At 52.8% G+C, this 24,480-nt stretch carries 20 protein-coding genes and 1 riboswitch; of the genes, 15 read left to right on the top strand and 5 right to left on the bottom strand.

All coding sequences use genetic code 11. The annotated features are described in order from the left end of the window. The first annotated feature begins 37 nt into the window (after positions 1-37). Positions 38-1,759: an ABC transporter ATP-binding protein gene (locus DESTI_RS03815; RefSeq protein WP_014808647.1), complete on the top strand. Its 1,722-nt coding sequence runs from the start codon at positions 38-40 to the stop codon at positions 1,757-1,759. Between the two features lie 395 nt (positions 1,760-2,154). Here DESTI_RS03815 and DESTI_RS03805 read toward each other — a convergent pair whose 3' ends face one another. Next, on the bottom strand, positions 2,155-2,646 hold the full coding sequence (locus DESTI_RS03805) for a hypothetical protein (protein WP_014808646.1): 492 nt from the start codon (positions 2,644-2,646) through the stop codon (positions 2,155-2,157). Further along, entirely contained in the window at positions 2,633-3,748 is a 1,116-nt protein-coding gene (locus tag DESTI_RS03800) for an AAA family ATPase (RefSeq protein WP_014808645.1), read from the bottom strand. The genes DESTI_RS03805 and DESTI_RS03800 overlap by 14 nt, the downstream gene beginning before the upstream one ends. A 429-nt stretch (positions 3,749-4,177) precedes the next feature. On the opposite strand from DESTI_RS03800, the gene DESTI_RS03795 reads away from it, so the two are divergent. The 4 genes from DESTI_RS03795 to DESTI_RS03780 all read left to right on the top strand — a co-directional run bounded on the left by DESTI_RS03795 (position 4,178) and on the right by DESTI_RS03780 (position 8,664). Then, positions 4,178-5,683: a helicase HerA-like domain-containing protein gene (locus DESTI_RS03795; protein WP_014808644.1), complete on the top strand. Its 1,506-nt coding sequence runs from the start codon at positions 4,178-4,180 to the stop codon at positions 5,681-5,683. A gap of 263 nt (positions 5,684-5,946) precedes the next feature. After that, positions 5,947-6,378: a hypothetical protein gene (locus DESTI_RS03790; RefSeq protein ID WP_014808643.1), complete on the top strand. Its 432-nt coding sequence runs from the start codon at positions 5,947-5,949 to the stop codon at positions 6,376-6,378. 237 nt (positions 6,379-6,615) lie between these two features. Continuing rightward, positions 6,616-6,846 carry a hypothetical protein gene (locus tag DESTI_RS03785; protein WP_014808642.1) on the top strand — a complete coding sequence of 77 codons (231 nt, stop codon included), beginning with the start codon at positions 6,616-6,618 and terminating at the stop codon, positions 6,844-6,846. 136 nt (positions 6,847-6,982) lie between these two features. Further along, a riboswitch (Fluoride riboswitch) is annotated at positions 6,983-7,052 on the top strand. 127 nt (positions 7,053-7,179) lie between these two features. Then, positions 7,180-8,664, top strand: coding sequence for a cation:proton antiporter (locus DESTI_RS03780; protein ID WP_014808641.1), 1,485 nt, complete (start codon positions 7,180-7,182; stop codon positions 8,662-8,664). A gap of 483 nt (positions 8,665-9,147) precedes the next feature. On the opposite strand, the gene DESTI_RS03775 is transcribed toward DESTI_RS03780, so the two are convergent. The 3 genes from DESTI_RS03775 to thiC form a co-directional block, all read right to left on the bottom strand. Next, on the bottom strand, positions 9,148-9,945 hold the full coding sequence (locus DESTI_RS03775) for an SDR family NAD(P)-dependent oxidoreductase (RefSeq protein WP_014808640.1): 798 nt from the start codon (positions 9,943-9,945) through the stop codon (positions 9,148-9,150). 53 nt (positions 9,946-9,998) lie between these two features. Beyond that, on the bottom strand, positions 9,999-11,030 hold the full coding sequence (locus tag DESTI_RS28380; RefSeq protein WP_014808639.1) for a VOC family protein: 1,032 nt from the start codon (positions 11,028-11,030) through the stop codon (positions 9,999-10,001). Positions 11,031-11,325: 295 nt separating this feature from the next. After that, entirely contained in the window at positions 11,326-12,561 is a 1,236-nt protein-coding gene (gene thiC, locus DESTI_RS03760; protein ID WP_014808638.1) for a phosphomethylpyrimidine synthase ThiC, read from the bottom strand. A gap of 551 nt (positions 12,562-13,112) precedes the next feature. Here thiC and DESTI_RS03755 point away from each other — a divergent pair. The 10 genes from DESTI_RS03755 to DESTI_RS03710 all read left to right on the top strand — a co-directional run bounded on the left by DESTI_RS03755 (position 13,113) and on the right by DESTI_RS03710 (position 24,444). Then, positions 13,113-14,444: a dihydrolipoamide acetyltransferase family protein gene (locus DESTI_RS03755; protein WP_014808637.1), complete on the top strand. Its 1,332-nt coding sequence runs from the start codon at positions 13,113-13,115 to the stop codon at positions 14,442-14,444. A gap of 31 nt (positions 14,445-14,475) precedes the next feature. Then, positions 14,476-15,852, top strand: a complete 1,377-nt coding sequence (gene lpdA / locus DESTI_RS03750; protein WP_014808636.1) for a dihydrolipoyl dehydrogenase — start codon at positions 14,476-14,478, stop codon at positions 15,850-15,852. Between the two features lie 76 nt (positions 15,853-15,928). After that, entirely contained in the window at positions 15,929-17,476 is a 1,548-nt protein-coding gene (lipA, locus tag DESTI_RS31360) for a lipoyl synthase (RefSeq protein ID WP_014808635.1), read from the top strand. 4 nt (positions 17,477-17,480) lie between these two features. Further along, on the top strand, positions 17,481-17,843 hold the full coding sequence (locus tag DESTI_RS03740) for a Lin0512 family protein (RefSeq protein ID WP_014808634.1): 363 nt from the start codon (positions 17,481-17,483) through the stop codon (positions 17,841-17,843). A 112-nt stretch (positions 17,844-17,955) separates the two neighbouring features. Next, complete coding sequence (locus tag DESTI_RS03735; RefSeq protein WP_014808633.1) at positions 17,956-18,918, top strand: thiamine pyrophosphate-dependent dehydrogenase E1 component subunit alpha; 963 nt, start codon at positions 17,956-17,958, stop codon at positions 18,916-18,918. 61 nt (positions 18,919-18,979) lie between these two features. Continuing rightward, on the top strand, positions 18,980-19,957 hold the full coding sequence (locus DESTI_RS03730) for an alpha-ketoacid dehydrogenase subunit beta (protein WP_014808632.1): 978 nt from the start codon (positions 18,980-18,982) through the stop codon (positions 19,955-19,957). A gap of 58 nt (positions 19,958-20,015) precedes the next feature. Beyond that, complete coding sequence (locus DESTI_RS03725) at positions 20,016-21,050, top strand: ATP-NAD kinase family protein (RefSeq protein WP_272913407.1); 1,035 nt, start codon at positions 20,016-20,018, stop codon at positions 21,048-21,050. A gap of 84 nt (positions 21,051-21,134) precedes the next feature. Then, positions 21,135-21,455: a DUF6506 family protein gene (locus tag DESTI_RS03720; protein ID WP_014808630.1), complete on the top strand. Its 321-nt coding sequence runs from the start codon at positions 21,135-21,137 to the stop codon at positions 21,453-21,455. A gap of 22 nt (positions 21,456-21,477) precedes the next feature. Beyond that, positions 21,478-22,536: a 2,3-butanediol dehydrogenase gene (locus DESTI_RS03715; RefSeq protein WP_014808629.1), complete on the top strand. Its 1,059-nt coding sequence runs from the start codon at positions 21,478-21,480 to the stop codon at positions 22,534-22,536. A 54-nt stretch (positions 22,537-22,590) separates the two neighbouring features. Then, on the top strand, positions 22,591-24,444 hold the full coding sequence (locus DESTI_RS03710) for a respiratory nitrate reductase subunit gamma (protein WP_014808628.1): 1,854 nt from the start codon (positions 22,591-22,593) through the stop codon (positions 24,442-24,444). Positions 24,445-24,480: the final 36 nt, after the last annotated feature.

Here is a 24,480-nt window from a genome sequence, read left to right as displayed (position 1 = left end):
TCCGTAGAATACTGCGCTCAGGAGAGAGGACCCTTTCATGAAAGATTATTCAAGAAACGAGCTGTTTCGAGAATACGTATGGGAATTATTCGATCACGCGGGAATACGGGCATATTTTGCTATCCTCGTGTTGGTTGCGGGAGGCCTGACACAGGGAGTTGGATTGCTGATGCTCATTCCGTTTCTGCAATTGATCGGAATCGGGGATTCCGCACCCACAGGGATCGTCGCAGCTATCGGAACCGTCTGGAATTTCACCGGGCTTCCTCTGAATTTGCCTGCCGTGCTTCTCGTCTATATTGGAATAGTGACGCTCTATGCAGCAGCGCAACGCTGGTCCACGATACTTAACTCGAAGCTGTCACACGCATTCACGCGCAAACTTCGCGATGACCTGTTCAGCGCGATGGCGCGGGTTCAATGGCTCAGGTTCATGCAGATCAGAGGATCTGAAATTAACCACGTCATGACCGCCAATCTGACCACCATCGATAACGGTACGTACGGGCTCTTTGCCCTGATCAGCACGATTTTCGTGGTGATAGTGCACATCGGCATAGCAATGATGTTGTCTGTTCCGCTCACATGCGTAGCAATAATCAGTTCCGGCATTCTGCTGATCGTTTTGAGGCCTCTGAACCGCAGATCTTATGCCCTAGGTGAGGAATGGCGCCAAACCATGGCCGCTCTATTCGGGGTTTTGATGGATCACCTGTCCGGGATGAAAATCGCCAAGAGCTTCGGAGCTGAAGAACGGCATATTCGGAGTTTCTGCAGATTGAGCGGAGCCCTTGAGCAGCAAGCCAATCGATTTTCTGCAATTCTCTCATCCACGAGCATGTACTATGAAATCGGAGGGGTAGTTGCCGTGGCACTATTCTTCTTCGTAGGAGTTCAGATCCTTCACGTTCCTGCGGCAAAATTACTGGTTATGGTTTTTCTCTTTGGCAGTCTTGTGCCGCTGTTTTCGTGGATGCAGCGGACATGGCAGGGCACGTTGAATATGCTGCCTGCGTACAAAGCTGTAGTGGAAATGAGGAATCGGTTTCACGATGCTGAGGAAGCTTTGGCTCCAGCCAAGATAGATCCTCTTGAATTAAAGACAGGCGTAGAATTTCGGCGTGTGTCTTTCAGCTATATCAAAGAAGATCCGCGTTATGTTCTCAATGAAATAGATCTGGTCTTGGCTGCCAGAGAGACCACCGTCATTCTCGGGCCTTCAGGCGGTGGCAAAAGCACGTTCGCGGACTTGCTGATCGGCCTACTGACACCGGATTCCGGTCAGATCCTCATCGATGGCAAACCGCTTTCGGGAGACGTAATACATTCATGGCGCAAATCAGTGGGCTACGTTCCCCAGGAGAGCCTGCTCTTTCATGAGACCTTGCAGGACAACATGCGCTGGGCTGCTCCTGAATGTTCTGAAGATGACATCTGGCATGCATTGAGGCTGGCTGCTGCACATGAATTTGTGAAAAACCTGCCCGAGGGGCTCAACACGGTCGTAGGAGACAGGGGAGTACGGCTTTCAGGAGGACAGCGCCAAAGGATCGCCCTAGCCCGGGCATTGTTGCGAAAACCCACGTTGCTGCTGCTGGACGAAGCAACGAGCAATCTGGACGTTGAGAACGAGCAACGGATCATGCAAGCACTTCAGGATCTGCGAGGCACCATGACTGTGGTTTTTATCTCCCATCGACAATCTGCAGTGGAGTGCGCAGACAGAGTAATCGTGATTGAAGGCGGACGAGCTCAGTAACGTTTCTGTTCTCCGAAAAAAGCTATCAGCTTATAGCTGTTATCGAAAGTCTTGACGGAATCCAATGCCTGCAATGGGAAGAATCAGTAGCGCCGGCGTCCCTGCCGGCGATAACTTATTGCTTTGTTTGGTGAATTGTTCGCCGGCACGGAGGCCGGCGCTACCAATTGCTGGGAACTGCTCTTCACAATCCGTGATTACTTTCGAGAATCGGTATAATTTGTACCGATGCGCTATCAAAGAAGTGACAATGCTGAAGCCGGCTCCGCTGGGTCTCCGAAGCGAAGTCAGGCTGCGCCGTCCGTAGCGGAGGAGATCCGCTGGAGCCAGCAACTGATCGGCTCAGATATTACTCGTATGAAAGCGCATTGGTATTAAAAGATCGATGCAGAACACTATGGAACAAATAAAAATGGCTTAACGTCCAATATCATTCGCTCTAATTCACCTTCGTTGTGGGCGAGAAGAGCATGGCCCCACATTTCATGCCTGTCCTTAGCGCAATCTTCCGACAAAGCCCTTCCGATGCCCTCATATTTTACATTGATGCTTTTCCTCAAATTCTCGGGATTTGATAACACTCCCAGAATAAACACCCTATTATCCAGCTCTTGAGGAACTTGCCTCTTTATGCACTCGAATCGTCGTTCGCGCTCGTCATCGAAATCAATGAGCATTACGAGCCTCCTCTGGTCATACTGCCGTAACCCACTGGCATGATCCGCAGTGAAATCTTCCACAACTCTCATCCAGCCACCAGCAGGAGGCAGGACTTGAATAGCACGGCCGTTAATGTCGGGGTGGAGAATGAATCCGTTTGCAATCTGACGGTTAGCATCGTCTTCGGGCACTACAAGAATGTGAGGCCCGTACTTATTTATGCTCATCGAATACGTCACCGCGAATTATGGCATTCACAAGATCCCCTTTGACGGGTATGTCGCTGAGCGGCCTGATAACAGTCGGCTCCAAATGGCTCTTACGATCGAGTACAAAAGTGTTATCATCAGAAAACCCGCGAATTGCTTCGGGGTTATGAGATGTGATTAAAATTTGGCCACTTTTTCCGAATGAACGCCGGAGAGCCGCAACAACAAATCCAATTTCCGATAATGACAGATAGTTGTCAGGTTCATCCCAGAAGCAAAAGAGCGGACCATACAATTCGTTTGCAGCCAAGGCGGCAGCGCAAAGAAAAAAGCATTTCTCACCGTCAGATAAGCGCTCAAATTTTACGTCGAGTTTCTTTTTCCTCTCAAACCAAACGATCATGGTCTTGAAATCTTTGCCCACACGTTCATATTCAAAATCCCTGATATCAGGCATAACATCCTTGAGGAATTGTTCAACTTTTGTGTAGGCCGCAGGGTAGTGGCCGAGCAGCCCGGAAAACCATTCCCCAAAATTCGAACCATCTCGCTTCGGCAACAGAGTATCGCCACTAGCATCGCCTGTCATAAAGACAGGGATCGGAGCCAAAATCACAGTGCGAGCAAGCCAAGTCCGAAAATGATGTAGCGGATCTTGCTCTGATTGTTCCTGAATTACAGGAAGGGCAACGAGATGCCAATCCATGAGAAATTGAGCCCGAATATTTTGGGATGTCTCGTGAAGAATGACTTGAGCTTCTCTGCGCGAATAAACGGGATCTCCAGACACCAGTAATTGCTCTTCAGCAACACGAAGCTCTCTGAATCTCTCCGGCAATTCCAACACCAGCATATACGTGAACAATTTCCCGCCAAGTATAACTTCTAACTCAAACCGGATCGGAACATCAGACCTTCCTCCGGCAAAATCTCTTTCTTCGACGAGTTCCCCTACCCTATTCCTGCCCCTCGCAATTCCCTGAAGTGTCTCCAATACAATGCCAATAGTTGACTTGCCTGTACCGTTTTTTCCAATCAAAAGAGCAGATGACAACTCTTTTGTGGGCAGCTCAAAATTTTCCAGGCATCTGAAATTATGAACATATAGTCTTTGGAGCATCGGAGAAAAGTTCCTTACATTATGGAAATAAATGGCAGTGGCGTAGACAATCCTGACATTTCGGCTGACCGGACAATCGGCATTTTCGGGATCAGCGAGGTCGAATGATATTTCTCTCTCCGAGTCTCCATTTTGGCGTCATCATTCGACTACCGTTTTGATCGATAATGGACAATGAACTGGTCACTGTCAAGCAGAAGAAGTTCTGCAGCCCATTTGATCGATTTCTGACACGTGCCCGCTCACCAATCTCACTATACCGATTGGGCAAAGATTCTCGTTGATTGCCGATTTCCGGATACTTTCAATAACATTTTTGGCCATATGAATGAGTTCTTCTCATGACAAGGTTGACTCCGTTTCCCGGGCAAAGCATAGTTCTCAGTAGTTGCATTTTATTCTCTCGAGCAAACTCCGGGAGGCTCGATCATGGGGACTGAACCAGGCGTATTTGTGGGCAAAGGTGCTGTACCGATCGTTTTGAATCTCGGTCTTGCGAACCGGCACGGTCTCATCGCGGGAGCGACAGGCACGGGGAAAACCGTTACTCTTCAGGTTCTCGCCGAAGGTTTTTCCAGGCACGGTGTCCCGGTCTTTATGGCTGATGTGAAAGGCGACCTTTCGGGCATCAGCAAACCGGGGGGATCGAAACCCAAACTTGTCGAGCGAGCCAAAAAACTGGGGATGCAGAATTATGGCCCTGAAGCATTTCCGACAGTGTTCTGGGACATTTTCGGTGAACAGGGGCACCCGATTCGTACCACTATCTCGGATATGGGGCCTCTCCTGGCTGCACAGCTTCTGGAACTAAATGAGATCCAGGAAGGTGTTCTCAACATAGCCTTCAAAGTTGCCGATGATAATGGCTTGCTCTTATTGGATCTCAAAGATTTGCGGTCTCTGCTGAATTTCGTTTCCGAAAATGCCAAGGAGCTCATGGAGACGTACGGAAACGTCAGCAAGACTTCTGTTGCAGCCATCTTACGCGGCATTCTCTCTCTAGAGCAACAGGGAGGCGAAAAGCTTTTTGGAGAACCGGCACTGGTACTTGCAGATCTCATGCGAACGGATTCCAAAGGGTACGGTGTGGTAAATGTGCTCGCAGCAGATAAACTGATGGACAATCCTCGTCTCTATGCCACGTTCATGTTGTGGCTCATGTCGGAGTTATTCGAGGAATTGCCCGAAGTTGGGGATCTGGAAAAACCATTGCTCGTCTTCTTCTTCGATGAGGCGCATCTTCTGTTCGACGAAGCGCCGAAAGCTCTGCTCGACCGCATTGAGAAAGTGGTTCGGCTTGTCAGGTCCAAAGGCGTGGGCATTTACTTTATTTCTCAGAATCCTCTCGACATTCCCGATACGATTCTCGGACAACTTGGCAATCGTGTGCAACATGCTTTGCGAGCTTTCACGCCCCGGGACGAAAAGGCAGTTCGAACCGCGGCCCAGACGTTCAGACAGAACCCGAAAATCGATACTGCTGTCGTCATCACTGAACTGAAAGTAGGTGAAGCGCTCGTTTCAACCCTCGAACCCTCAGGAGCTCCGAGTATTGTTCAACGGGCACTCATTGCCCCGCCCTCTTCCAGGATCGGTCCCATCACCCCCCAGGAACGGAGACAAGAAATCAACTCCAGCCCATTGTTTGGTAAATACGAAGATGCTATCGATCGCGAATCTGCGTACGAACAGCTCAAGTCCCGGAGTATCCGAACTATGCAGAGAGAGGAACCCGAGACAGAGACTCGGACACAGACTCGGACCGGCTATGAACCGCAGAGACAGCAAGGTTGGGGATTGCCTGATATTTTGACCGGGTCGGGCAAGAGAGACAGCGTGCTGGAGGCTATGGCGAAAAGTGCTGCAAGAAGTATCGGAAGTTCCATCGGCAGGCAGATAGTGCGGGGGATTCTGGGATCGATCTTGAAGAAATAGCAGGTAGGGGCCCCGCGAACACACGGGATGCCTGCCGTTATTTGAGTGGACACTAGGAGGCTGTCTCAAATCTCGAACCGCAAAAATCATGGATCACGTTGATCCTGTGGAGTAGTCTTCGACTCCGCTTTTTCTCTGACTGAATCCCACTTACAGGCGACTCATCTCGAGAAATCTTGACAAACCCGACTGCTATGAGGTACGAAATGACTATCAAAGGGTGCCCGACAGCGCTCGAATTCTGACAACTCTTTGGATTGACAATGGGAAAACGAGTAGCAATCTGGCTCATTCTTATCGTATACGCTATCAACCTTTGTGGAAGCATGGTGGAAACCGGCTGCTGCCATAATGAGTCAGGTCTTCCTTCGGATGAGGATTCCCATTGTCATGTCGTTTCGAAAGCTCAGGTGGCAGTGCATGCCTTTAAGCACTTCTTTCTTCTGGCAGACGACAGTGTGTACTCTCCGTGGAACTGTTGTTGCGTAGGAGGAGAACACCAGCCCAGCTTTCATCCTTCTGCATTGACCAGGCAAGCTTCCACCCATCTTCCCTGGAAATCCCCGAGTGCAGCAACTCTGCTCGAATCTCCGCACTCTTTTCAAAATGATGTGAACGAACGATTCGTTCATCCCGCAAACATCTTTGCGAGCAATGTTCTTCAGTGCTTACATGCGACCGTTCTGCTCATTTGATGCCTCCTCGTTCTTAAGCGAAATCCTTGTGAGAAGACATTCTTCTGGGGAGCAATTCTCTTCTTGAAGAATGCCTGCACGATAATGATCGTAGGCCACTAGGCCCTCTCAAGCAGATTTTGCAGATCAAATACTGAAAAAAGGAAATAAACCGGGAGGGGCGGAGCAAGCCTCAGCCCTTCTCTGGAGATATCCGTAGACTCTGTCCCTGAATCATCAGCGTTCGAGGAGGATGCTATGAAGAAGTGTATCGTTTTCGGAATCGCCATTGTCCTGGGTTTGATGTTTTCTGTCGATCAGGCGCAATCACGTGGAAATCAACGAGCCACTATCAATCAGAAATGGAGACAAATGGAGGACGAACAGGAAAAGCAGGATCGGGCCTGGAGGCGTATTGAAAGAAGCACCGAGATGAAGAAAAAGGATATTAACGGCACCAAAGTCTTTTGTCCGGATGCCGCCCGATAACTGCAGCTATGGGGAGGAGCTTCTCACAAGAAGTTCCTTCCCGAACTTTGTGAAGCAAGGAATAAATGGAGTTCCGGAAGGCCCATTTTTCCGGAACGTCCAGGCTTGCATATTCGGAAAGTTTTCGTTAGATTTTCTCGCACGAGGCAATGGAGTCTGCCTAATTAACCGCCGAGCCGGATTCGGCTGATGACTCCTACTGTTCAGGGGTAGGAGTCTTCACAGACGAAGAATCATGCCCCATCCTGGTATTCACCGGATGGTTTTTTTGTGTCCTGAAAAAACTGTGCGCCAGGAAACGAACTTTTTACATTCGAATTTGGGGGCTTCTCCATGGCTTTCAGTTTGGCTCTTATTATTGTGCTCGGCCTGATGGGGGATTATCTGTTTCGTCGCATGAGTCTTCCCGGACTGGTTGGCATGCTCATAGTGGGACTCATCGTAGGACCCCAGATCCTCGACATCATGAGTCCTCAGATGATGCAGGTTTCGGCTGATTTCAGGATGATCGCTCTTATCGTCATCTTGCTTCGAGCGGGTTTTGAGCTTCACAAAGACACCTTGAACCGGGTTGGGCGGGCGGCTCTCACCATGAGCGCTGTTCCTGCAGTTTTCGAAATCGTCGGAGTCGTACTGGTAGGTCCTTCACTCCTTCACATCTCCTATCTTGAAGCAGCCATACTCGGCTCCATACTTGCCGCGGTTTCTCCGGCAGTCGTTGTTCCGCTCATGATTGATTTCATGGATCGCGGACGAGGAACAAAAAAAGGGATTCCCACGCTGCTCCTTGGGGCTTCCTCAGTTGACGATGTTTTCGTAATAGTACTGTTTACTATTTTTCTGGGAATGTACGGAGGCGGTGAGATCAATGTTGCTGCAAAACTGGCCGAGATTCCTCTGTCCATCGGGCTCGGAATTCTTGTAGGCATAATTCCGGGCTACGCACTTGTTCGAGTGTTTCAACGGTACGACTGGAAACCCCCTAAGCGTACTCTTCTCGTAGTTGCGGTGGCTATCCTGCTGACCTGGTTGGAACATGCTTTTCAAAAGACTGTGCCGATTGCATCGCTTCTCGGAGTGATGGCCATAGGATTCATTATCCTTGAGAAAGCGGAACCCATAGCCCACATCATTTCGCATAAACTCAAAACAGTGTGGGTGCTAGCGGAACTTCTTCTCTTCGTGCTTGTGGGCGCTCAGGTAAACATCCATGTGGCATGGCAGGCCGGTTTAACCGGGACTCTGGTAATCCTCGTAGGGCTGGTATTCCGCAGCGTTGGAACCTACGTTTCTCTTCTCGGCACTCCTCTCACTTGGAAAGAGAAGCTCTTCTGTGTTGTCGCTTACATTCCGAAAGCCACCGTCCAGGCTGCTATAGGTGCCGTTCCTCTGGCTGCGGGCGTCGCATCGGGAGATGTTATCCTCGCTGTGGCAGTCCTTTCGATCCTCATTACTGCTCCTTTAGGAGCAATAGGCATCAAAATTCTCGGAGACAGAATGCTCGATTACGAAGAGCGTCCGGTGTATCGATTCAAAGAGCTGAGAGGAGACCTGAAGCTTCCGAGAGTTGGAGAGAGAGTAAGAAACAAGATCGATGGCGCAGTATGGAAGATAATAGAAGAAAAAGAGAAATGGATAGAAGTTTCGCCAGAAAGGATTGGTTCGAAGAATGGAAAGCGGCTCCTTCCGGCTATCGAGCTACGATACTGGAAGGAGGATGCAAGTAATGCTCCCGGTACAGGCAAGACGTTGATCTATCGCTATAGTCAAGTCGACTTATCCTTCCAGGATCACTGGGAAGTCCTTTATGACTGGTGACCCTCAAATAACACTACGGAGAGCAAGGCTTCAGTCTCGAGAGGTATTTTATCTGAGTGCGTAGGATGCCTGTGAACGAAGCGGAGCAATCGCATGAAATTACGCGCCTGAGTCCCAGGCGATTGCCACGTCGCTGCGCTCCTCGCAATGACAATTATCTGTTTTATTTGATGGTTTATGCCTGTGAATTCGTGAACGCGTCTTCGGTCAGGCCTGGGGCCTAGCAGGATGCTCTTATTTTAACGCCTATACCCCTACCCCCCCTTTACTAAGGGGGGAATTTCGGGTTGCTTCTTTACCCCCTTTTATAAAGGGGAGTAGGGGGATTTTCCCCACGTATAACTGAATGGATCCTTGGGGGAAAAACGGGCATTCGTCTTTTCGCGCGATTCATCTGCCGTTACACCGATTCTTGGGAGAACCTTTCAGTGCAACCTTACAGCAAGAATCCCGAGCCTGAATCACCTTTGAGCAATGTCTTCGTTAAACCGTGCACTTCACCATCCCACCATCCACATTTATCGCTTGGCCGGTCACGAACTTAGCCCTATCAGATGCCAGGAATGCCACCATGTTGGCTATGTCTTCGGCATCACCGTGGTGTCCAAGCGGGATGTTTTGCCCGGCGTACCATTTGATTGCCTCCTGGCCTGACGTGCCTAGCACTTGGCCCAGTTGATCTCCCAAAGCCCCTGGGCCTTCCCAAAGCGGCGTGCAGATAGGACCCGGGCATACAGCATTCACGAGGATGTTGTCCTTTGCCAAGTAGTTGCTCAGGTCTTTTGTGAACATGATCACGGCTGCCTTGATGGCATCGTAGTCCAGCAGACCTCCAGGTTGCTTCCCAAATATGGAGGAAATGTTGATGATGCGACCTTCGCCCTGCGTTTTCATGAGAGGAATCACTGCCCTGGAACACTGGATGGGTGCGAACAGCATGAGATCCATGTTGTATCGGAACTCCTCTTCAGTTAATTCCATGGGGTCGCTCAGCCGCCCCGTGCCGGCATTATTGACAAGGATGTCAATACGACCAAACTTCTGGACGGCTTGTGAGACGAAACTCTTGAGATCCTCCGGTTGGGTGACATCTGCTGCTACACAAAGGACTTCCACTCCCTTGGCCTTCATCTCCTCAGCCGCCTGCTCCAGCGGCCCCCTTCTTCGGGCGCAGACGGCCAAGTTGCAACCTTCCTCGGCCAAAGCCAGGGCGCAGGCTTTGCCGATGCCCTGGCTGGCTCCTGTTACCAACGCCACTTTGCCCTTTAACCCTAGATCCATCTTGGGCCTCCTTCGAGCCTGAGATTCACAATCATTGTGATTGCGAAGGAAGGTTAGGGAAACACGGAGGGCGTCCCGCCAATTACTTCCCCGATGTGAACGGGTTCCCAGATCGCCCTCAAGGCCTTGATATCAATGTAATTGTAAGCTCCTTTCTGGTCCTTGGGTTCGAAACGCCCGCTCTGTATGCTCATGAAGCCTTGTTCTGCCAATATTCCCGCGGCCTCGTCCACATCGTTAACCAGGAAATTCAAGTGTTGTAACCCCTCTCCGTGTTCGTCCAACCAGTCCTGATAGATAGAAGGGCCTTCAACCGGTTGGACCAGCTCAAGTTGCACACCTCCGACCTGTGCCAAAGCTATCTTTTCCCTGGCCCAGACAGTTTTGCCGCGATACTTGCGATCGTAGACTAACGGTGCCTCCCAGTCGTAAATGTACCAGGGCCCGATACCCAAGATGTTCCAATAGTGTTTCGCCACGCTCGTCACATCTTTGACTACAATTGCGACTTGGTTAATTCCCCTGCACGTGATCCTCGCGGGGCTTTCCTGGCTCACGCCGCGTGCTCCTTCTTCTGAAGCTGCAGGAAACATGGTGGGCGTCCCGCCAATTACTTCCCCGATGTGAACAGGTTCCCAGATCGCCCTCAGGGGCTTGATATCAATGTAATTGTAAGCTCCTTTCTGGTCCTTGGGTTCGAAACGCCCGCTTTGTATGCTTATGAAGCCTTGTTCTGCCAATACTCCCGCGGCCTCGTCCACATCGTTAACCAGGAAATTCAAATGGTGCAATCCTTCTCCGTGTTCGTCCAACCAGTCCTGATAGATAGAAGGGCCTTCAACCGGTTGGACCAGTTCAAGTTGCACACCTCCGACCTGTGCCAAAGCTATCTTTTCCCTGGCCCAGACAGTTTTGCCGTGATACTTGCGATCGTAGACTAACGGTGCCTCCCAGTCGTAAATATACCAAGGTCCGACACCCAAGATGTTCCAGTAGTGCTTCGCCACAGTCTCCAGATCCTTGACTACAATTGCTATTTGGTTGATTCCTTCACACTTGATCTTCGCAGAGCTTTCTGACGCCATCGATGTTCCCTCCTCGTGTACATTGGACGAAAGAAATTCCCGGGGAGAATGTGTTCGACTCTTTGCCATATTGTCTCTCTTGCTGAAAATCACGGCAAAATGCTTGCGATTCCACCTCCCTTCCAGAATTTGTTATTTGATTATCGTAGGTTGATGTTTGCTCTTCCCGATTCCGAGCCGTAAGAAAAAAAGAGAGATCAAGCATATCGAATTGCGGCATATTGGAATGCTCGACAATCTCTCGACCTTTTTAGAAAAGCGGAGTGAGACCGCACAATAACGAGCGGCGACTAGTTCAGATCAAGGAGTCAGCCTTGTAAGCGCAGAGATCACCGCACATCGTGCACGTCTCGTGATCCTCGGGGCACGTCTTCCTCCGGATGCTGAGGGCCAAACCGGGGTCTATGGCCTGGCGTATCTGTTCACCCCAATTTCGGTCTTTGCGTGCCCGGCTCATTTTTTCATCCCACTCCCGAGCACCCGGGCGCCGCCGAACCAGGTCACCAGCGTGACCGGATATACGAGCGGCAAGAACACCGATACGAACGTCGTCCGCGTCGGGAAGGCCGAGATGTTCGGACGGAGTGACGTAGCACAAGAAATCAGCTCCTGCAGCGGCCGCCACGGCCGCTCCTATGGCTGAAGTAATGTGATCGAATCCGGGGGCAATGTCAGTCACGAGAGGTCCCAACAGGTAGAATGGTGCATCATCGCATAGCCTCTTCTCCATCATCACCTGCGCCGGAATCTGATCCAGAGTGACGTGGCCCGGCCCTTCGATTATGGCCTGGACTCCTCTTTGCCTCGCCCTACGGAACAGCTGCCCGATAGTGACCAGCTCATCTACTTGGGCCTGATCCATTGAATCCGCGATTGCTCCCGGTCTGAGACCGTCGCCGAGGCTAAGAACCATTCCGTATTGTTTGCAGATGTCCAGCACCTCGTCATATCGTTCAAAGAGCGGGTTTTCCTTTTTGTTCGCCCGCATCCACCGTGCCAGGAAACTCCCCCCTCTGCTCACAATGCCGCAGACTCTTGGATTGTTCTGCAATTGAGACAGTCCCGAAAGTGTGACGCCACAGTGGACGGTCACAAAGCTTATGCCGTCTTCGCCATGGAGCCGGATCGCATCCAACATTTCGTCCGGGTTCATACTATCGGCGGCCCCTCGCCGGCGAGCAGCGTCCACAATTGCCTCATAAATCGGAACAGAACCTACTGGAACCGACGATGCCTCCACAATCTTCCGACGCACAGCCCTCAGATTCCCACCTGTGGAAAGGTCCATAACCGTGTCTGTGCCGGCACTGAGAGCGGCTTCCAGTTTTTTGAGCTCGAAATCCTCGTCCGCAATGTCACCGGAAGTGCCTATATTAGCGTTCACCTTTACGCGAAGGTTCTCACCGACTGCCAAGGCCCTGCCGTTGGGAGGGGCCTTGAATACGGCAACTCGTCCGTTCTGAAAGCTGGTCAGGAGATCCAACTCTTGGACGCTCTCTTCTTGAGCGATTTGTTTGAGCAGTTCGTTCAAGACTCCTTTCTACCTTTCTCATGATTAGCGTTGTCAAATAAGCTGGCGAGCTATCAGGCTCGGTGGGACGTGCCCAATTGAATGGTATGCAATAATGACGCCATATATGAATCCCTCTAGCGTCCCATGCCGATCCATCTTCAGCGCTTGATGTCGCGCTAATGCCAGCACTCCGGAAATGTCAACGCCTTGTGAATTGAGAACAGGGGGGTTGGGCTTCGTCATGATCAGAGCATACGTGTTCGATGTGCGAACAGTGTTCGGAACGCGAACAGCAGCCATTATCGCGTAGCAAGCATTTAAGTCGAAATTGGGTGTTCGAATATCGAACAGTACTGCACGCAGATAATCAGATTTCTTATGTCTCCATGAAGATCGCTGTTTCGAAAGACAATTCGTGTCACAGGGAGTGTGCCCCGACGAAAAATGTGTTCTTCGTCTGCCCACGGACCTACGCATTCTGTCCGTTGGCATAGTAGTTGCAAAATCACCGCAGCGTTCCCTCTTGATCCGTGACTTCACATGATTACGCCAACGGGAGGACCGTACCAGTGAGCGTTCACGTCACAATGCCGAAACTCGGTATGACCATGAAGACCGGAAAAGTGTCAAAGTGGCACAAGGATGAAGGAGATAACGTGCGGAAAGGCGAAGATCTTTTCGAGGTGGAGACGGAGAAGATCACCAACAAAGTCGAAGCCCCTGTCACCGGAATTCTTTTCCAGATCGTCGTCCCCGCTGGTGCGGTCGTCCCGGTTGGCGCCATTGTGGCCGTGATCGCGGAATCAGGGGAACAACCCGAGCGGATGGAAGGAACACAGACCGGCGATGTTACCGAGACAAAGGCGGCATATGCCGGCGCCGCATCGAGAGTAGAAGCCGAAAAGCCCAAGGAAAAAGGCGATATCCTGGCAACCCCTGCAGCAAAGCGTCTGGCAAAGGATCTCGGAGTAGACCTGGCCCTAGTGACGGGCACGGGCGCAGAGGGACGAATCAAGGAAGCAGACGTCACGCGATATCATGAGGAAGCCCAACGAAGGCCCAGAATCACCCCACTCGCGGAAGCGATGGCGAATCAAGCAGCACTCGACATCTCCACAATCACCGGCACAGGAGAGGGTGGGAAGATAACCAAGGAGAATGTGGAACGAGCTCTCCAGCAGAAGACGCCGGTAATCGAGGAGAAGACGGGGCCTGGCAAAACCATTCCTCTGACAGGCATGCGAAAAGCCATTGCAGATAACATGCACGCCAGCCTGCAGAACACTGCACAACTCACTCTAATGACCGAGGTGGATGTCACCGACTCGCTGCGTTTTCAGAACCTCGTGAGAGAGATCTACAAGAAGGATGAATCCGTCAGGATTTCGCTCAATGACGTTCTCATCCTGGCGACTTCCCGTGCCTTGAAACGTTTTCCTATCATGAACTCAACCCAGATCGGTGATGAAATCATCCTGCACGACTCAGTCGGCATGGGGATAGCTGTGGCCATTCCCGACGGTCTGATCGTGACGGTGCTCCATGAAGCAGACCAAAAAGGGCTCCTGCAAATTGCCGCAGAGGCGCGTACCCTTGTTGAGAAAGCCCGCTCAAGCTCACTTAGCGTTGAAGATGTGACTGGCGGGACCTTTACGATTACAAATCTGAGCGCATCGAACGTGGACAATTTCACTCCCATCTTGCGACCGCCCGAGACGGGAATTCTCGGAGTCGGCCGCGTGGTGGAAAAGCCGGTTGTCCTCAAGGGTGAGATAACGATCCGATCCATGATGAGGCTCAGCCTCACCATCGATCATCGAGTCGTCGATGGCGCACCCGCAAGTGAGTTCCTGGGATTGCTCGCGGGTTATCTCGAACAGCCGGCTCTCATTCTGACCTGACTATCAACGAGGGACGATAGAGGGAAACGATATGTATGATGTGATTGTGATTGGCGGAGGACCTGGAGGATACGCAGCAGCTATCAGAGCGTCTCAGCTCGGAGGAAAGGTGGCCCTCGTGGAATGTGGCCAAATGGGTGGCACGTGCGTGAACACCGGATGCATCCCCAGCAAGACATGGTTGCGTGCAGCAGCGCTCCTGGCCTTGATCCGCGAAGGTCATGAGTTCGGAATCCAGGCTGCCATCGAACAGGTAAACCTGCAAGCTATTGTCGATCGCAAAAATGGGGTAGCGACAGACATCCGGATGGGCATGGAGGCACTTCTTCAAAACAACGGCGTGTCGGTTTTGCGGGGGCGTGCCGTGATAAAGGGCCCTCGGGAAATAGCTGTGGAAGACACGGTTTATGAGGCAAAGACAATAATTGTCGCTACCGGAAGCTCCCTGGCGTTCCCTCCTATTCCGGGACTGAAAGAGGCGGCATTCACTACGGATCAGCTTTTCGAAATGACGGACGTCCCGTCGTCAATTCTCGTGTGTGATTCCGGCTATATAGAAGTAGAAATGGCCTTTCTCCTCAACTCTTTCGGCTGCAAGGTGGTCTTGGCCACCGAATCGTCGCGCGTCCTCGCTCGCGAAGACCATGACACCAGCCAGAGAATCACGCAGTCCCTCAGGGAGAAAGGAGTAGAGGTTCTCACACGTCACACGCTCAAATCGATCACGAAGGCAGAATCTGGAGCCGGCTGGTCGTGTGTGCTCTCGGCGGCCGCAGATCGCAGTGTTGAAGTGCAAAAGGTACTGGTTGCATGGAGAAAACCGGCGACGGTCAATATGGGGCTCGAGCAGGTCGGCGTGAAGCTGAATGAGGATGGGGGAATCCTGGTGGACAACCGGTTGGAGACTTCCGTAAAGGGCATTTATGCCATCGGAGACGTCATTGGAGGCTGGATGTTCAGCCATGCCGCATCCTCCATGGCAATCGTTGCGGGGGAGAACTGTATGGAGAGAGGTAGCACGTATCCTTTCCATCTGATCCCACGCGGCCTTTGGACATCGCCGGAAGTGGGTGCAGTTGGCCTTTCCGAAGAGGAGGCGGAGAAAAGAGGATTGGAAATCGAGGTGGGAACCCTTCCCTATGCCATCAACGGCCTGGCTATGAGCCGCGGCGAAGTCGAAGGGTCCGTGAAAGTCGTGTCGGATTCTCGATACGGAGAAATCCTCGGTGTTCACATTGTGGGAGCTGGTGCCACGGACCTGGTGGGCGAGGCTATCCTCGCCATGCAACTGGAAGCAACGGTAAACGAACTTGCCCGCAGTATTCGAGTGCATCCGACGTACTCGGAGACAGTCGCCGATGCGGCCAAGGACACTGCGGGTTGGGCACTCTATCTACCGAAACGCTGACTCCAGACTTGAGCGTTCTCGGTTTGCGCTGAAGCCTGGTCCTCTTGGCCCTCAGAGACGAGAGGAGGCGCTCAGAATGACCGATGCCTCAATTTCTCATTTGCAGGTCCTGGACTGGGGACTTTTGATATACGACGACGCTTTGAAGCTCCAGGAAGCTTTGGTTTCGGAGCGCATTGCAGAACTTTCTCCGGACCGCTTGATCTTGGTTGAACACCCCCCGGTGGTGACCATAGGACGAAGCGGAAGTCTGGACGACCTTCGAGAATCTGAAGAAGCAATCAATCGGAAAGGGGCCTCGGTATTCCACGTAGACCGAGGTGGCATGGCCACTTTTCATGGTCCCGGGCAGCTTGTGGCTTATCCGATCGTTAAGCTCCAGACCAAAGACTTACGGCTGTACCTGCAAATGCTACTGGAGACAGTTGCAGCAGTACTCCGGAGCTACGGATTGGCTTCCGAGTTCAGAGGGAGAAACCCCGGTGTATGGGCCGGCGCCGCAAAGATTGCGAGTGTGGGCGTAGCATGCCGACGATGGGTGACCTACCACGGCATTGCGTTGAATGTGAATGCTGACCTCCGGTGGTTCGAATCTATCAACCCTTGCGGCGATCCGGACGGAAAGGTCACCTCCATGGAGCGCGAGTTGGGGCAGTCAGTGGATATGGCTGAGGTGAAAGATCGTTTCACGAGAGCTTTTTGCCGCATTTTCGGATATGCGACACCGCCGGAGGTGCGCCAACGACCTACGGAGCGACCTTCCTGGTTAGTTCTCTCTCCTTCGTGCACGGAATCCATCGATCGAATGGAGTCCGTGCTTTCCTGGCTGCGTCTCAGTACTGTTTGTCAAAGCGCTCGCTGTCCTAACCTGGGCGAGTGCTTCGCGCGTGGAACTGCTACCTTCATGATCCTGGGGACCATATGCACCCGAACATGCAGGTTCTGTGCAGTAGACAAAGGCAAGCCTGACGCTGTGGATGGAGGCGAGCCGGAACGCATAGCTCAAGCAGTGCAACTCCTTCGACTCAAACACGCCGTGATTACCTCTGTGACGCGAGATGACCTTCCCGACGGAGGCGCCGAGCATTTTGTAAGAACTGTAGAGAAGGTCCGAGAATGTTGTCCGGATGTGAGCGTCGAAGTTCTTGTTCCGGACTTCAGGGGATCTCTGAAGGCCTTACAGAGAATCTGTGACATTCGTCCGGATGTGTTCAACCATAACGTAGAGACAGTGAAACGCCTCTATCCCATCGTTCGCCCCAAGGCGAGGTACCAACGCTCGTTGGGTATCCTGGAATATGCCGGCAAGCACGGGCTTATCGTCAAATCCGGCATCATGCTGGGACTCGGCGAGACAGAACAAGAGATTCTGGAGGCGATTACAGACCTTCGCCGTACAGGCTGTTCGTTTCTCACCCTCGGGCAGTATCTTGCACCTTCCAAAGAACACTTTCCAGTGAGTCGTTACGTGTCTCCGGCCGAATTCGAAGAGTGGGCCCAGATCGCTCGATCGGAAGGATTCAAGAAAGTGGCAGCAGGACCTCTGGTTCGAAGTTCTTATCGCGCGGGTGAAATGGTCTGTTCAATGAGACAACCACTCAAATCTTATCAGTCAAAGGGGTGAAATCGTGGCAGCGCAACGCTTCATCGTGGAGATCGGAACCGGCATAGACCTTCATGGCGAGGATGTAACCAAGGCCGCCTGTCGCGCCGTGAAGGATGCTATTTCCAGGAGCTGTCTCTGCGGGCTTGTCGAAATCCTTGGGATGGTGGATCTGCTGGCGCTGGACGTAGAGGTCCTCGTGGCTGTGCCCAGGCCCGGGGACGTCGACCTCGATCGGGTGATGGCCGAGGTCCCAATAGGGCGCAAGACTGCTCGAGTCATCGAGGGTGGAATGATAACAAAGGGGCTTTGCGTGGCGCAATTCGCGAGCGATTGCGACCAGATCATAGTGGCCAACGCTGCAGTGACAGTGCTCATTGAAAGGTGACCAAGTATGGGGAAAGGAGGGTTTTCAAGGGACCGGCAGCACATCTCACAGACTCGGGAAGGAGGCTTCAGGATTTCAGTCACCGACACTTCCAGCATGGAGGGACAGAAAGATGGAGATCAACAAGGAACAGATGATCGATATGTATACGGTCATGACTACGATTCGCATGTTTGAGACGCGGGTGAGCGAGCTTTTTGCGGCCGGAAAGATCCCGGGGTTCGTGCATCTTTACGTCGGCGAAGAAGCAGTGGCAACAGGCGTATGCGCAAATTTGCTTGCCACCGACTACATCACCAGCACCCACCGAGGCCACGGCCATCTCATTGCAAAGGGAGGGGACTTGAAGTGCATGATGGCCGAAGTGCTTGGCAAAAAGAATGGGTACTGCAAGGGCAAGGGAGGCTCTATGCACATTGCCGACGTTGACCTTGGGATTCTGGGGGCCAACGGTATTGTGGGGGCAGGCCCTCCCCTGGCCACAGGGGCCGCTCTGGCATGCCAGTACCAGGGAAAGGAGAGCATAGCCGTCTGCTTTTTCGGAGATGGAGCATCCAACCAGGGGACAACCCATGAAGCCATGAATCTCGCAACATGCTGGAAACTGCCGGTTGTCTTTGTCGCTGAGAACAACATGTACGGCATATCCTCTTGCACAACGACTTCTATGTGCGTGCCGAACATCGCGGACCGGGCCGGTGCGTATGACATGCCTGGAGTCGTGGTGGACGGGAACGATGTCATGGCGGTCTATGAAGCTGCCAGCGAAGGAATCAAGCGGGCGCGAGAAGGACTGGGGCCGTCGCTGATCGAGTGCAAGACGTACCGTCATCGTGGCCATTTCGAGGGTGACCCCTGCGTGTACCGATGCTCGGAAGAAGTCCAGGAATGGAAAGAGAAAGATCCGATTCCTCGATTCGAAAAGAAACTGTTGGATTTGGGAGTGCTGACTCAGCAAGAGATCGATGAAATCAGGGCATCCATAGCGAAGCGGATAGCAGAAGCCGAGCGTTTCGCGGAAGAGAGTCCGTATCCCGATCCCAGTGAGCTGACACAGGACTTGTACACGCAATAGAGAGAGCGTCGGCGAGATGCGAACTTAACGATAGTCCATCCAAGTAAAGGAGCATGATGACATGCCGACTATGACATTTGCTCAAGCCTTAAACGATGCCCACAAGATCGAGATGCTGCGAGATCCCAATGTTTACGTGGCAGGTGAAGATGTGGGTGTTTACGGTGGAATTTTTGGCGTGACTGCCGGACTGCTCGACCAGTTTGGGCCGAAGAGGGTGCGCGACACGCCCATTACCGAAAGCGCCATCATAGGAACATCAGTCGGGGCAGCGTCTTGCGGATTGCGACCGGTGGTTGAATTGATGTTTGTCGACTTCATCGGAGTGGCTATGGATCAACTTTTCAATCAGGCCGCCAAAATGAAGTACATGTTCGGCGGAAAGGCCAAGATCCCTATGGTGTTGAGGGCCACATGCGGAGCCGGAATTGGCGCGGCGGCTCAGCATTCTCAGTGCCTGGAGTCCTGGTTCATGCACGTGCCGGGACTCAAAGTCGTGATACCGAGCACTCCCCATGATGCTAAAGGGCTCCTTATCTCGGCGATCCGGGACGACAACCCTGTGGTCTTTCTGGAGCACAAAATCCTTTACGCAAGTGAAGGCGATGTGCCAGACGGAGAGTACACCATTCCGTTAGGCAAGGCAGATATCAAGCGTGAAGGAAAGGACGTCACGGTCATTGCCACAGCCCAAACGGTCCGTGTTGCGATGGGCGCCGCCGAGAAACTGGCTGCTGACGGCATCAGCGTAGAGGTGTTGGATCCTCGGACTCTCAGCCCGCTGGATGAAGACACCATTCTGGAATCGGTCCGCAAAACGCATCGCCTGGTGATTGTTCACGAGGCGGTGAAGTTCCAGGGCCCGGGAGCAGAGATCGCGGCGCTCGTTGCCGAAAAAGCGTTTGACAGACTGGATGCTCCGATCCTACGAGTGGCTGCGCCCTTCGTGCCGGTTCCCTTCTCTCCAGTCCTAGAGCGGGAGTTCATCCCCAACGAGGAGAAGATCGTCAAGGCGGTCAAGACGGTGGTGGAATCATAGTTCAGGCGGCTTTTCTCCTCGAAGGCCTGCGACAGGCGGGGAGGTTGACTTGTCACTCGTGGGAATCATTGCCAATCCGGCCTCGGGTAAGGATATCCGCCGGCTTGTGGCGTTCGGCAGCGCCTTTGACAATCAGGAAAAGGTGCGGATTGTGCGCCGTGTCTTGCTCGGGCTGAAGGCAGTGGGAGTAGATCAGGTCTGCTACATGCCCGACTACTATGGGATTGTCCCGAGAGCTCTGGATGGGCTAAAGGTCGACATCTCCGTGGCGTCTCTAAACTTCGACACTAAAGCCGACCAGAGAGATTCCGTAGAAGCTGCGAGAATTATGGAAGAAAAAGGTGCAACATGCATTGTCACCTTGGGTGGGGATGGGACCAACCGTGTAGTAGCCAAAGGAACCACACGGGTTCCCATCCTACCGATCTCTACGGGAACAAACAACGTCTTTTCTTACATGATCGAAGCAACCGTAGCAGGGTTGGCCGCGGGTCTCATTGCAAACAGGGCTGTGCCAATGGAAGAAAGCACCTTTTCCTCTACCAGACTGGATGTCAAGTTGGACGGAAGAGTCGTTGATATGGCCTTGATCGACGTAGCTGTGTGCGAAGACCTTTTTGTGGCATCCAGAGCGGTCTGGGACATGCGAAAGGTTCGTCAGGTCTTCTTCAATCGGGCGGAACCAGGCAATATCGGCCTTTCCGCCATCGGAGGCCAGCTTCACCGCATCCGTGCCGAACAGCCGCAGTGCCTGTATCTGGAACTCGGCGGGGACGATCGTTTTGTCAGGGCAGCGGTTGCGCCAGGACTGATTGAAGATGTCCCCATCAAAAGCGAGAGAGTTATGAATGTCGGAGAAGAGATGCAGGTATGCACCGTGCCGTCAGTCCTGGCGCTGGACGGCGAGAGAGAAGTGGAGGTGCGTCCCGGCCAACATGCAGCCATCTATCTTGCGAAGGACGGCCCTGTGGTGGTGGATGTAGCCCGAACCATGTCCGCGGCCATGACCAGGCAGGTTTTCGCTTGGGAGAAATGCCCCGATATGGGAGGCGAGCTAACTCGCAGTTTGAGTGGAAGGATGGAACGGCATTAGCACGACGTTTCTCAAACGTGGTCGCTGATGTACCTGACTTACGGTGTATGTAGTCAAAACGATCTTTCAAAGGAGACCAACATCATGTCCACCAATGAAGCGCTCAAGGCGGCGTTTATTTTCATCGCTCCGGAAGGGGATCCGCTCCAGCACAGATCATGGGTAAAGACCCCTCATGTCGAGCTGCTTGCGATCGCCGTGAAAGATTATGCAGACGCGGCACGAGTTTCAAAAGACTTGGCTGCTGCTGGAATCCAGGCCATCGAGCTGTGCGGAGGATTCGGCAACGTCGGCACCGCCAAAGTGGTGGAGGCAGTGGGAGGCCAGATCCCCGTGGGAGTCGTTCGGTTCGATATGCATCCTGGGTTAGGGTTCAAAAGCGGCGACGAGATATTTGGGAAGTAGGGAGCGAAAAGGAGAACAGGGGATGAAAGCGGCTGTATGGTACGGAAAGAAGGACGTGCGAGTGGAGAATGTTCCCGAGCCTCCCGCACCAGGGCCCGGACAGGTCAAAGTAAAAGTCCACTGGTGCGGCATCTGCGGCTCCGATCTGCACGAGTACGATGCAGGTCCTATCTTCATCCCTGCGGAAGCTCCTCATCCTCTGACAGGTGTGCAGGCACCTTTGATTCTGGGTCATGAGTTCTCAGGCGAAGTGGTTGAAATTGGTGAAGGGGTCCAGAATATTCAGGTTGGGGAGAGAATCACCGCAGATGCCTGCCAGTACTGCGGAAAATGCTATATGTGCAAACGGAACCGCTACAGCGTGTGCAGTTCCTTGGCCTTCACGGGGCTCATGGCCAACGGCGCTTTTGCAGATTACGTGAATGTTCCCGCTTACACCATCTACAGACTTCCTCCGGAAATGCCTTCTGACGTCGGTGCCGTCGTGGAGCCGGCTGCGGTAGGAGTGCACGCCATCCGGAGAGGCCGCGTTCTTGAGGGCGACACTGTTGCGGTGGTGGGGGCAGGTACCATTGGACTGGTTACGCTGCAGGCGGCCAAAGCAGCAGGGGCGAGCAAGGTCATCGTGCTCGAAATGGCTCAAGCCCGGAAGGAATACGCAAAGAAGCTCGGGGCCACTGCCGTCATCGATCCTTCGGAACAGGATGCGATCAAGGCGGTTCGTCAACTGACCGACGGACTCGGGGTCGATGTGGCCATCGAGTGTGTCGGTGGCAGCGAGACAGGTGCGCTTGCCGTGGATTTGACCAGGCAAGGGGGAAAGACCGTGCTGGTGGGGATTTTTGAGAAGCCCAGCGAGATCCACTTCAACAACCTGGTCTTCTTTGAGAAGGAAATCGTCGGCTCTCTCGCATACTACGGTGAGTTCAGCACAGCTATTGCCCTCATGGCAGATGGTAGAATCGCCGCTCAGCCCATGATTACAGCCAAAATCAAGTTGGATGATATTGTGGAGAAGGGCTTCAAGGAGCTGCTTGCAAACAGGGAACAGCATATCAAGATTCTCGTGTCGCCACAGTGATGACTGATTGAGAGCGCCACCGGTCGGCGTTCTCTTTCGAAGCGGTTATGGGAAATGGGTTCGGTAGACAAAACACCAAGGACATCGATTCGAAGTCTCTGCCGGAGATTGAGCGCCTCAGCGCTGATTGCAGCGCTCTTGTTAGCGGTGGCGCCCCATGTTGGGGCTTCGTGGTTTGTGGATGCCGGTCGCTTCCATGTTTCGGTCCATGGGCAGATTTCTTGCACCGACTGTCATGTCTCAACCCCGCAGGAGGAGCGGCATCCCAATCCTGCCGATGTCAACAAGTCGGTGCGCGATTTCTTTCGAACTGAAAAATGCGCACGCTGTCACGAAGATATAGTGGTTAAAATGGACAGCGGGACGCACGCCGGCAAACCAGTCGACAACCGACAGGAATACAATTTTTGCGTTAACTGCCACGACCCGCATTACCAGCTTGCTACAAAGAATCTCGCGGCATCTTTCGATCCGTCAAAACCTGTCAACCAGCAATGTGGAGCATGCCACAAGCTTCAAACGAGCCTCCCTACCCTTTCTCTTCAAGATGAGAAGTGCATGGCCTGTCACCGATCGGTCGGGACAGAAGGTGCCGAAACCGTGCGGAAAGTCTCCGACTTCTGCTTTGCCTGTCACGGTACGGAGAGTAATAGAAAGAATACGGAACGTGTAAACGTCACAGGCACCGTTCCGATTATCGAGAGTCACTCGTATACATCAACCACGCATTCCAAGCTGTCATGCCTCGTTTGCCACCCGAAGTCTGCAGAGTTCGGTCATACAAAGCGAGAACGGACCCCTTGCCTGAGCTGTCATCACAGACACGATGAGAAAATCGCGCACGATGCCCACCTCCGGGTAAGTTGCGAGGCTTGCCACATCGCGGGCGCCATTCCGGTAAAAAATGCCGCATCCGGAACAATCCTTTGGCAGATTGACCGCAAGACCGACAGACCTATCGATGTTCATAACATGACTCTGACGGCCGCCGCGGGCTCCTGCGAACGTTGCCACAATAGTGCAAACGTAATAGGTGCTGCGGCAATGGTTCTTCCCCCAAAAAGCATCATATGCATGCCATGTCATGCGGCCACCCTGTCCATAGCGGACACAACATCCATGATATCGCTGCTGGTGCTCTTGTTTGGGCTCATTGGACTGGCCGCGGTCTGGTTCTCCGGGAACGTTTCCGCATCGGGAAAATCAACCATCGAGAGAGGGATGCACAAGCCTCCCGGCAATACACGAAGGTTTTTCTTCGTGATCAAAAGGCTCTATGCCCTCAAGACGATAGCTCTCGATGTGCTTTTGCAGAGGAGGCTCTTCCGGCAGTCCAGAACACGTTGGTTCATACATGCTCTGATCTTCTTCCCCTTCATGTTCCGCTTCCTGTGGGGCATGACAGCCCTTCTGACTTCGCTATGGATACCGCAATCCTCCTTACCGTGGACGTTACTCGACAAGGATTACCCTCCCGTGGCTTTGTCGTTCGACGCGAGTGGCCTGTCGATCCTCTTTGGTGTCATCCTCATCGCTCTACGACGGATTGTCGTCCCGAATCGAGACATGGCTGGCATCCCCAAGCAGGACTGGTTGGCGCTCTTCTTGATAGGGGCCACGGTAGTCGTAGGTTTTGTCCTGGAGGGAGTACGCATCGCCATGCAGGGAAGTCCGGCCGGATCGGAATATGCATTTCTGGGATATGCCATTAGTCGGGTGTTTGAGCAAACTTCCGCGCTTCCAGGCGCTTACGGGTACCTTTGGTACTTTCACGCGATCGCAACAGGGGCTGTCCTGGCTTATTTGCCTTTCAGCCATTTGCTCCACATCATCGTGGCGCCTGTTGTCCTCAGCATGAACGCCGTGACAGTCAGTTTAAAGAACCCTGTAAAGGGATCGGCCCCGTGAACCAATCCAGGGCTCGACGCATGTGATGCTCTTTCA

Source organism: Desulfomonile tiedjei DSM 6799, assembly GCF_000266945.1.
Taxonomy (GTDB): Bacteria; Desulfobacterota; Desulfomonilia; order Desulfomonilales; family Desulfomonilaceae; genus Desulfomonile; species Desulfomonile tiedjei.
This window is presented reverse-complemented; position numbering and strand designations above follow the sequence as displayed.

What these genes read in the sequence shown, in the direction of transcription:
- DESTI_RS03815 (WP_014808647.1), top strand. Translation starts at nt 38, where the DNA reads ATGAAAGATTATTCAAGAAACGAGCTGTTTCGAGAATACGTATGGGAA.
- DESTI_RS03805 (WP_014808646.1), bottom strand. Translation starts at nt 2,646, where the DNA reads ATGAGCATAAATAAGTACGGGCCTCACATTCTTGTAGTGCCCGAAGAC.
- DESTI_RS03800 (WP_014808645.1), bottom strand. Translation starts at nt 3,748, where the DNA reads ATGCTCCAAAGACTATATGTTCATAATTTCAGATGCCTGGAAAATTTT.
- DESTI_RS03795 (WP_014808644.1), top strand. Translation starts at nt 4,178, where the DNA reads ATGGGGACTGAACCAGGCGTATTTGTGGGCAAAGGTGCTGTACCGATC.
- DESTI_RS03790 (WP_014808643.1), top strand. Translation starts at nt 5,947, where the DNA reads ATGGGAAAACGAGTAGCAATCTGGCTCATTCTTATCGTATACGCTATC.
- DESTI_RS03785 (WP_014808642.1), top strand. Translation starts at nt 6,616, where the DNA reads ATGAAGAAGTGTATCGTTTTCGGAATCGCCATTGTCCTGGGTTTGATG.
- DESTI_RS03780 (WP_014808641.1), top strand. Translation starts at nt 7,180, where the DNA reads ATGGCTTTCAGTTTGGCTCTTATTATTGTGCTCGGCCTGATGGGGGAT.
- DESTI_RS03775 (WP_014808640.1), bottom strand. Translation starts at nt 9,945, where the DNA reads ATGGATCTAGGGTTAAAGGGCAAAGTGGCGTTGGTAACAGGAGCCAGC.
- DESTI_RS28380 (WP_014808639.1), bottom strand. Translation starts at nt 11,030, where the DNA reads ATGGCGTCAGAAAGCTCTGCGAAGATCAAGTGTGAAGGAATCAACCAA.
- lpdA (WP_014808636.1), top strand. Translation starts at nt 14,476, where the DNA reads ATGTATGATGTGATTGTGATTGGCGGAGGACCTGGAGGATACGCAGCA.
- lipA (WP_014808635.1), top strand. Translation starts at nt 15,929, where the DNA reads ATGACCGATGCCTCAATTTCTCATTTGCAGGTCCTGGACTGGGGACTT.
- DESTI_RS03735 (WP_014808633.1), top strand. Translation starts at nt 17,956, where the DNA reads ATGGAGATCAACAAGGAACAGATGATCGATATGTATACGGTCATGACT.
- DESTI_RS03730 (WP_014808632.1), top strand. Translation starts at nt 18,980, where the DNA reads ATGCCGACTATGACATTTGCTCAAGCCTTAAACGATGCCCACAAGATC.
- DESTI_RS03720 (WP_014808630.1), top strand. Translation starts at nt 21,135, where the DNA reads ATGTCCACCAATGAAGCGCTCAAGGCGGCGTTTATTTTCATCGCTCCG.
- DESTI_RS03715 (WP_014808629.1), top strand. Translation starts at nt 21,478, where the DNA reads ATGAAAGCGGCTGTATGGTACGGAAAGAAGGACGTGCGAGTGGAGAAT.
- DESTI_RS03710 (WP_014808628.1), top strand. Translation starts at nt 22,591, where the DNA reads ATGGGTTCGGTAGACAAAACACCAAGGACATCGATTCGAAGTCTCTGC.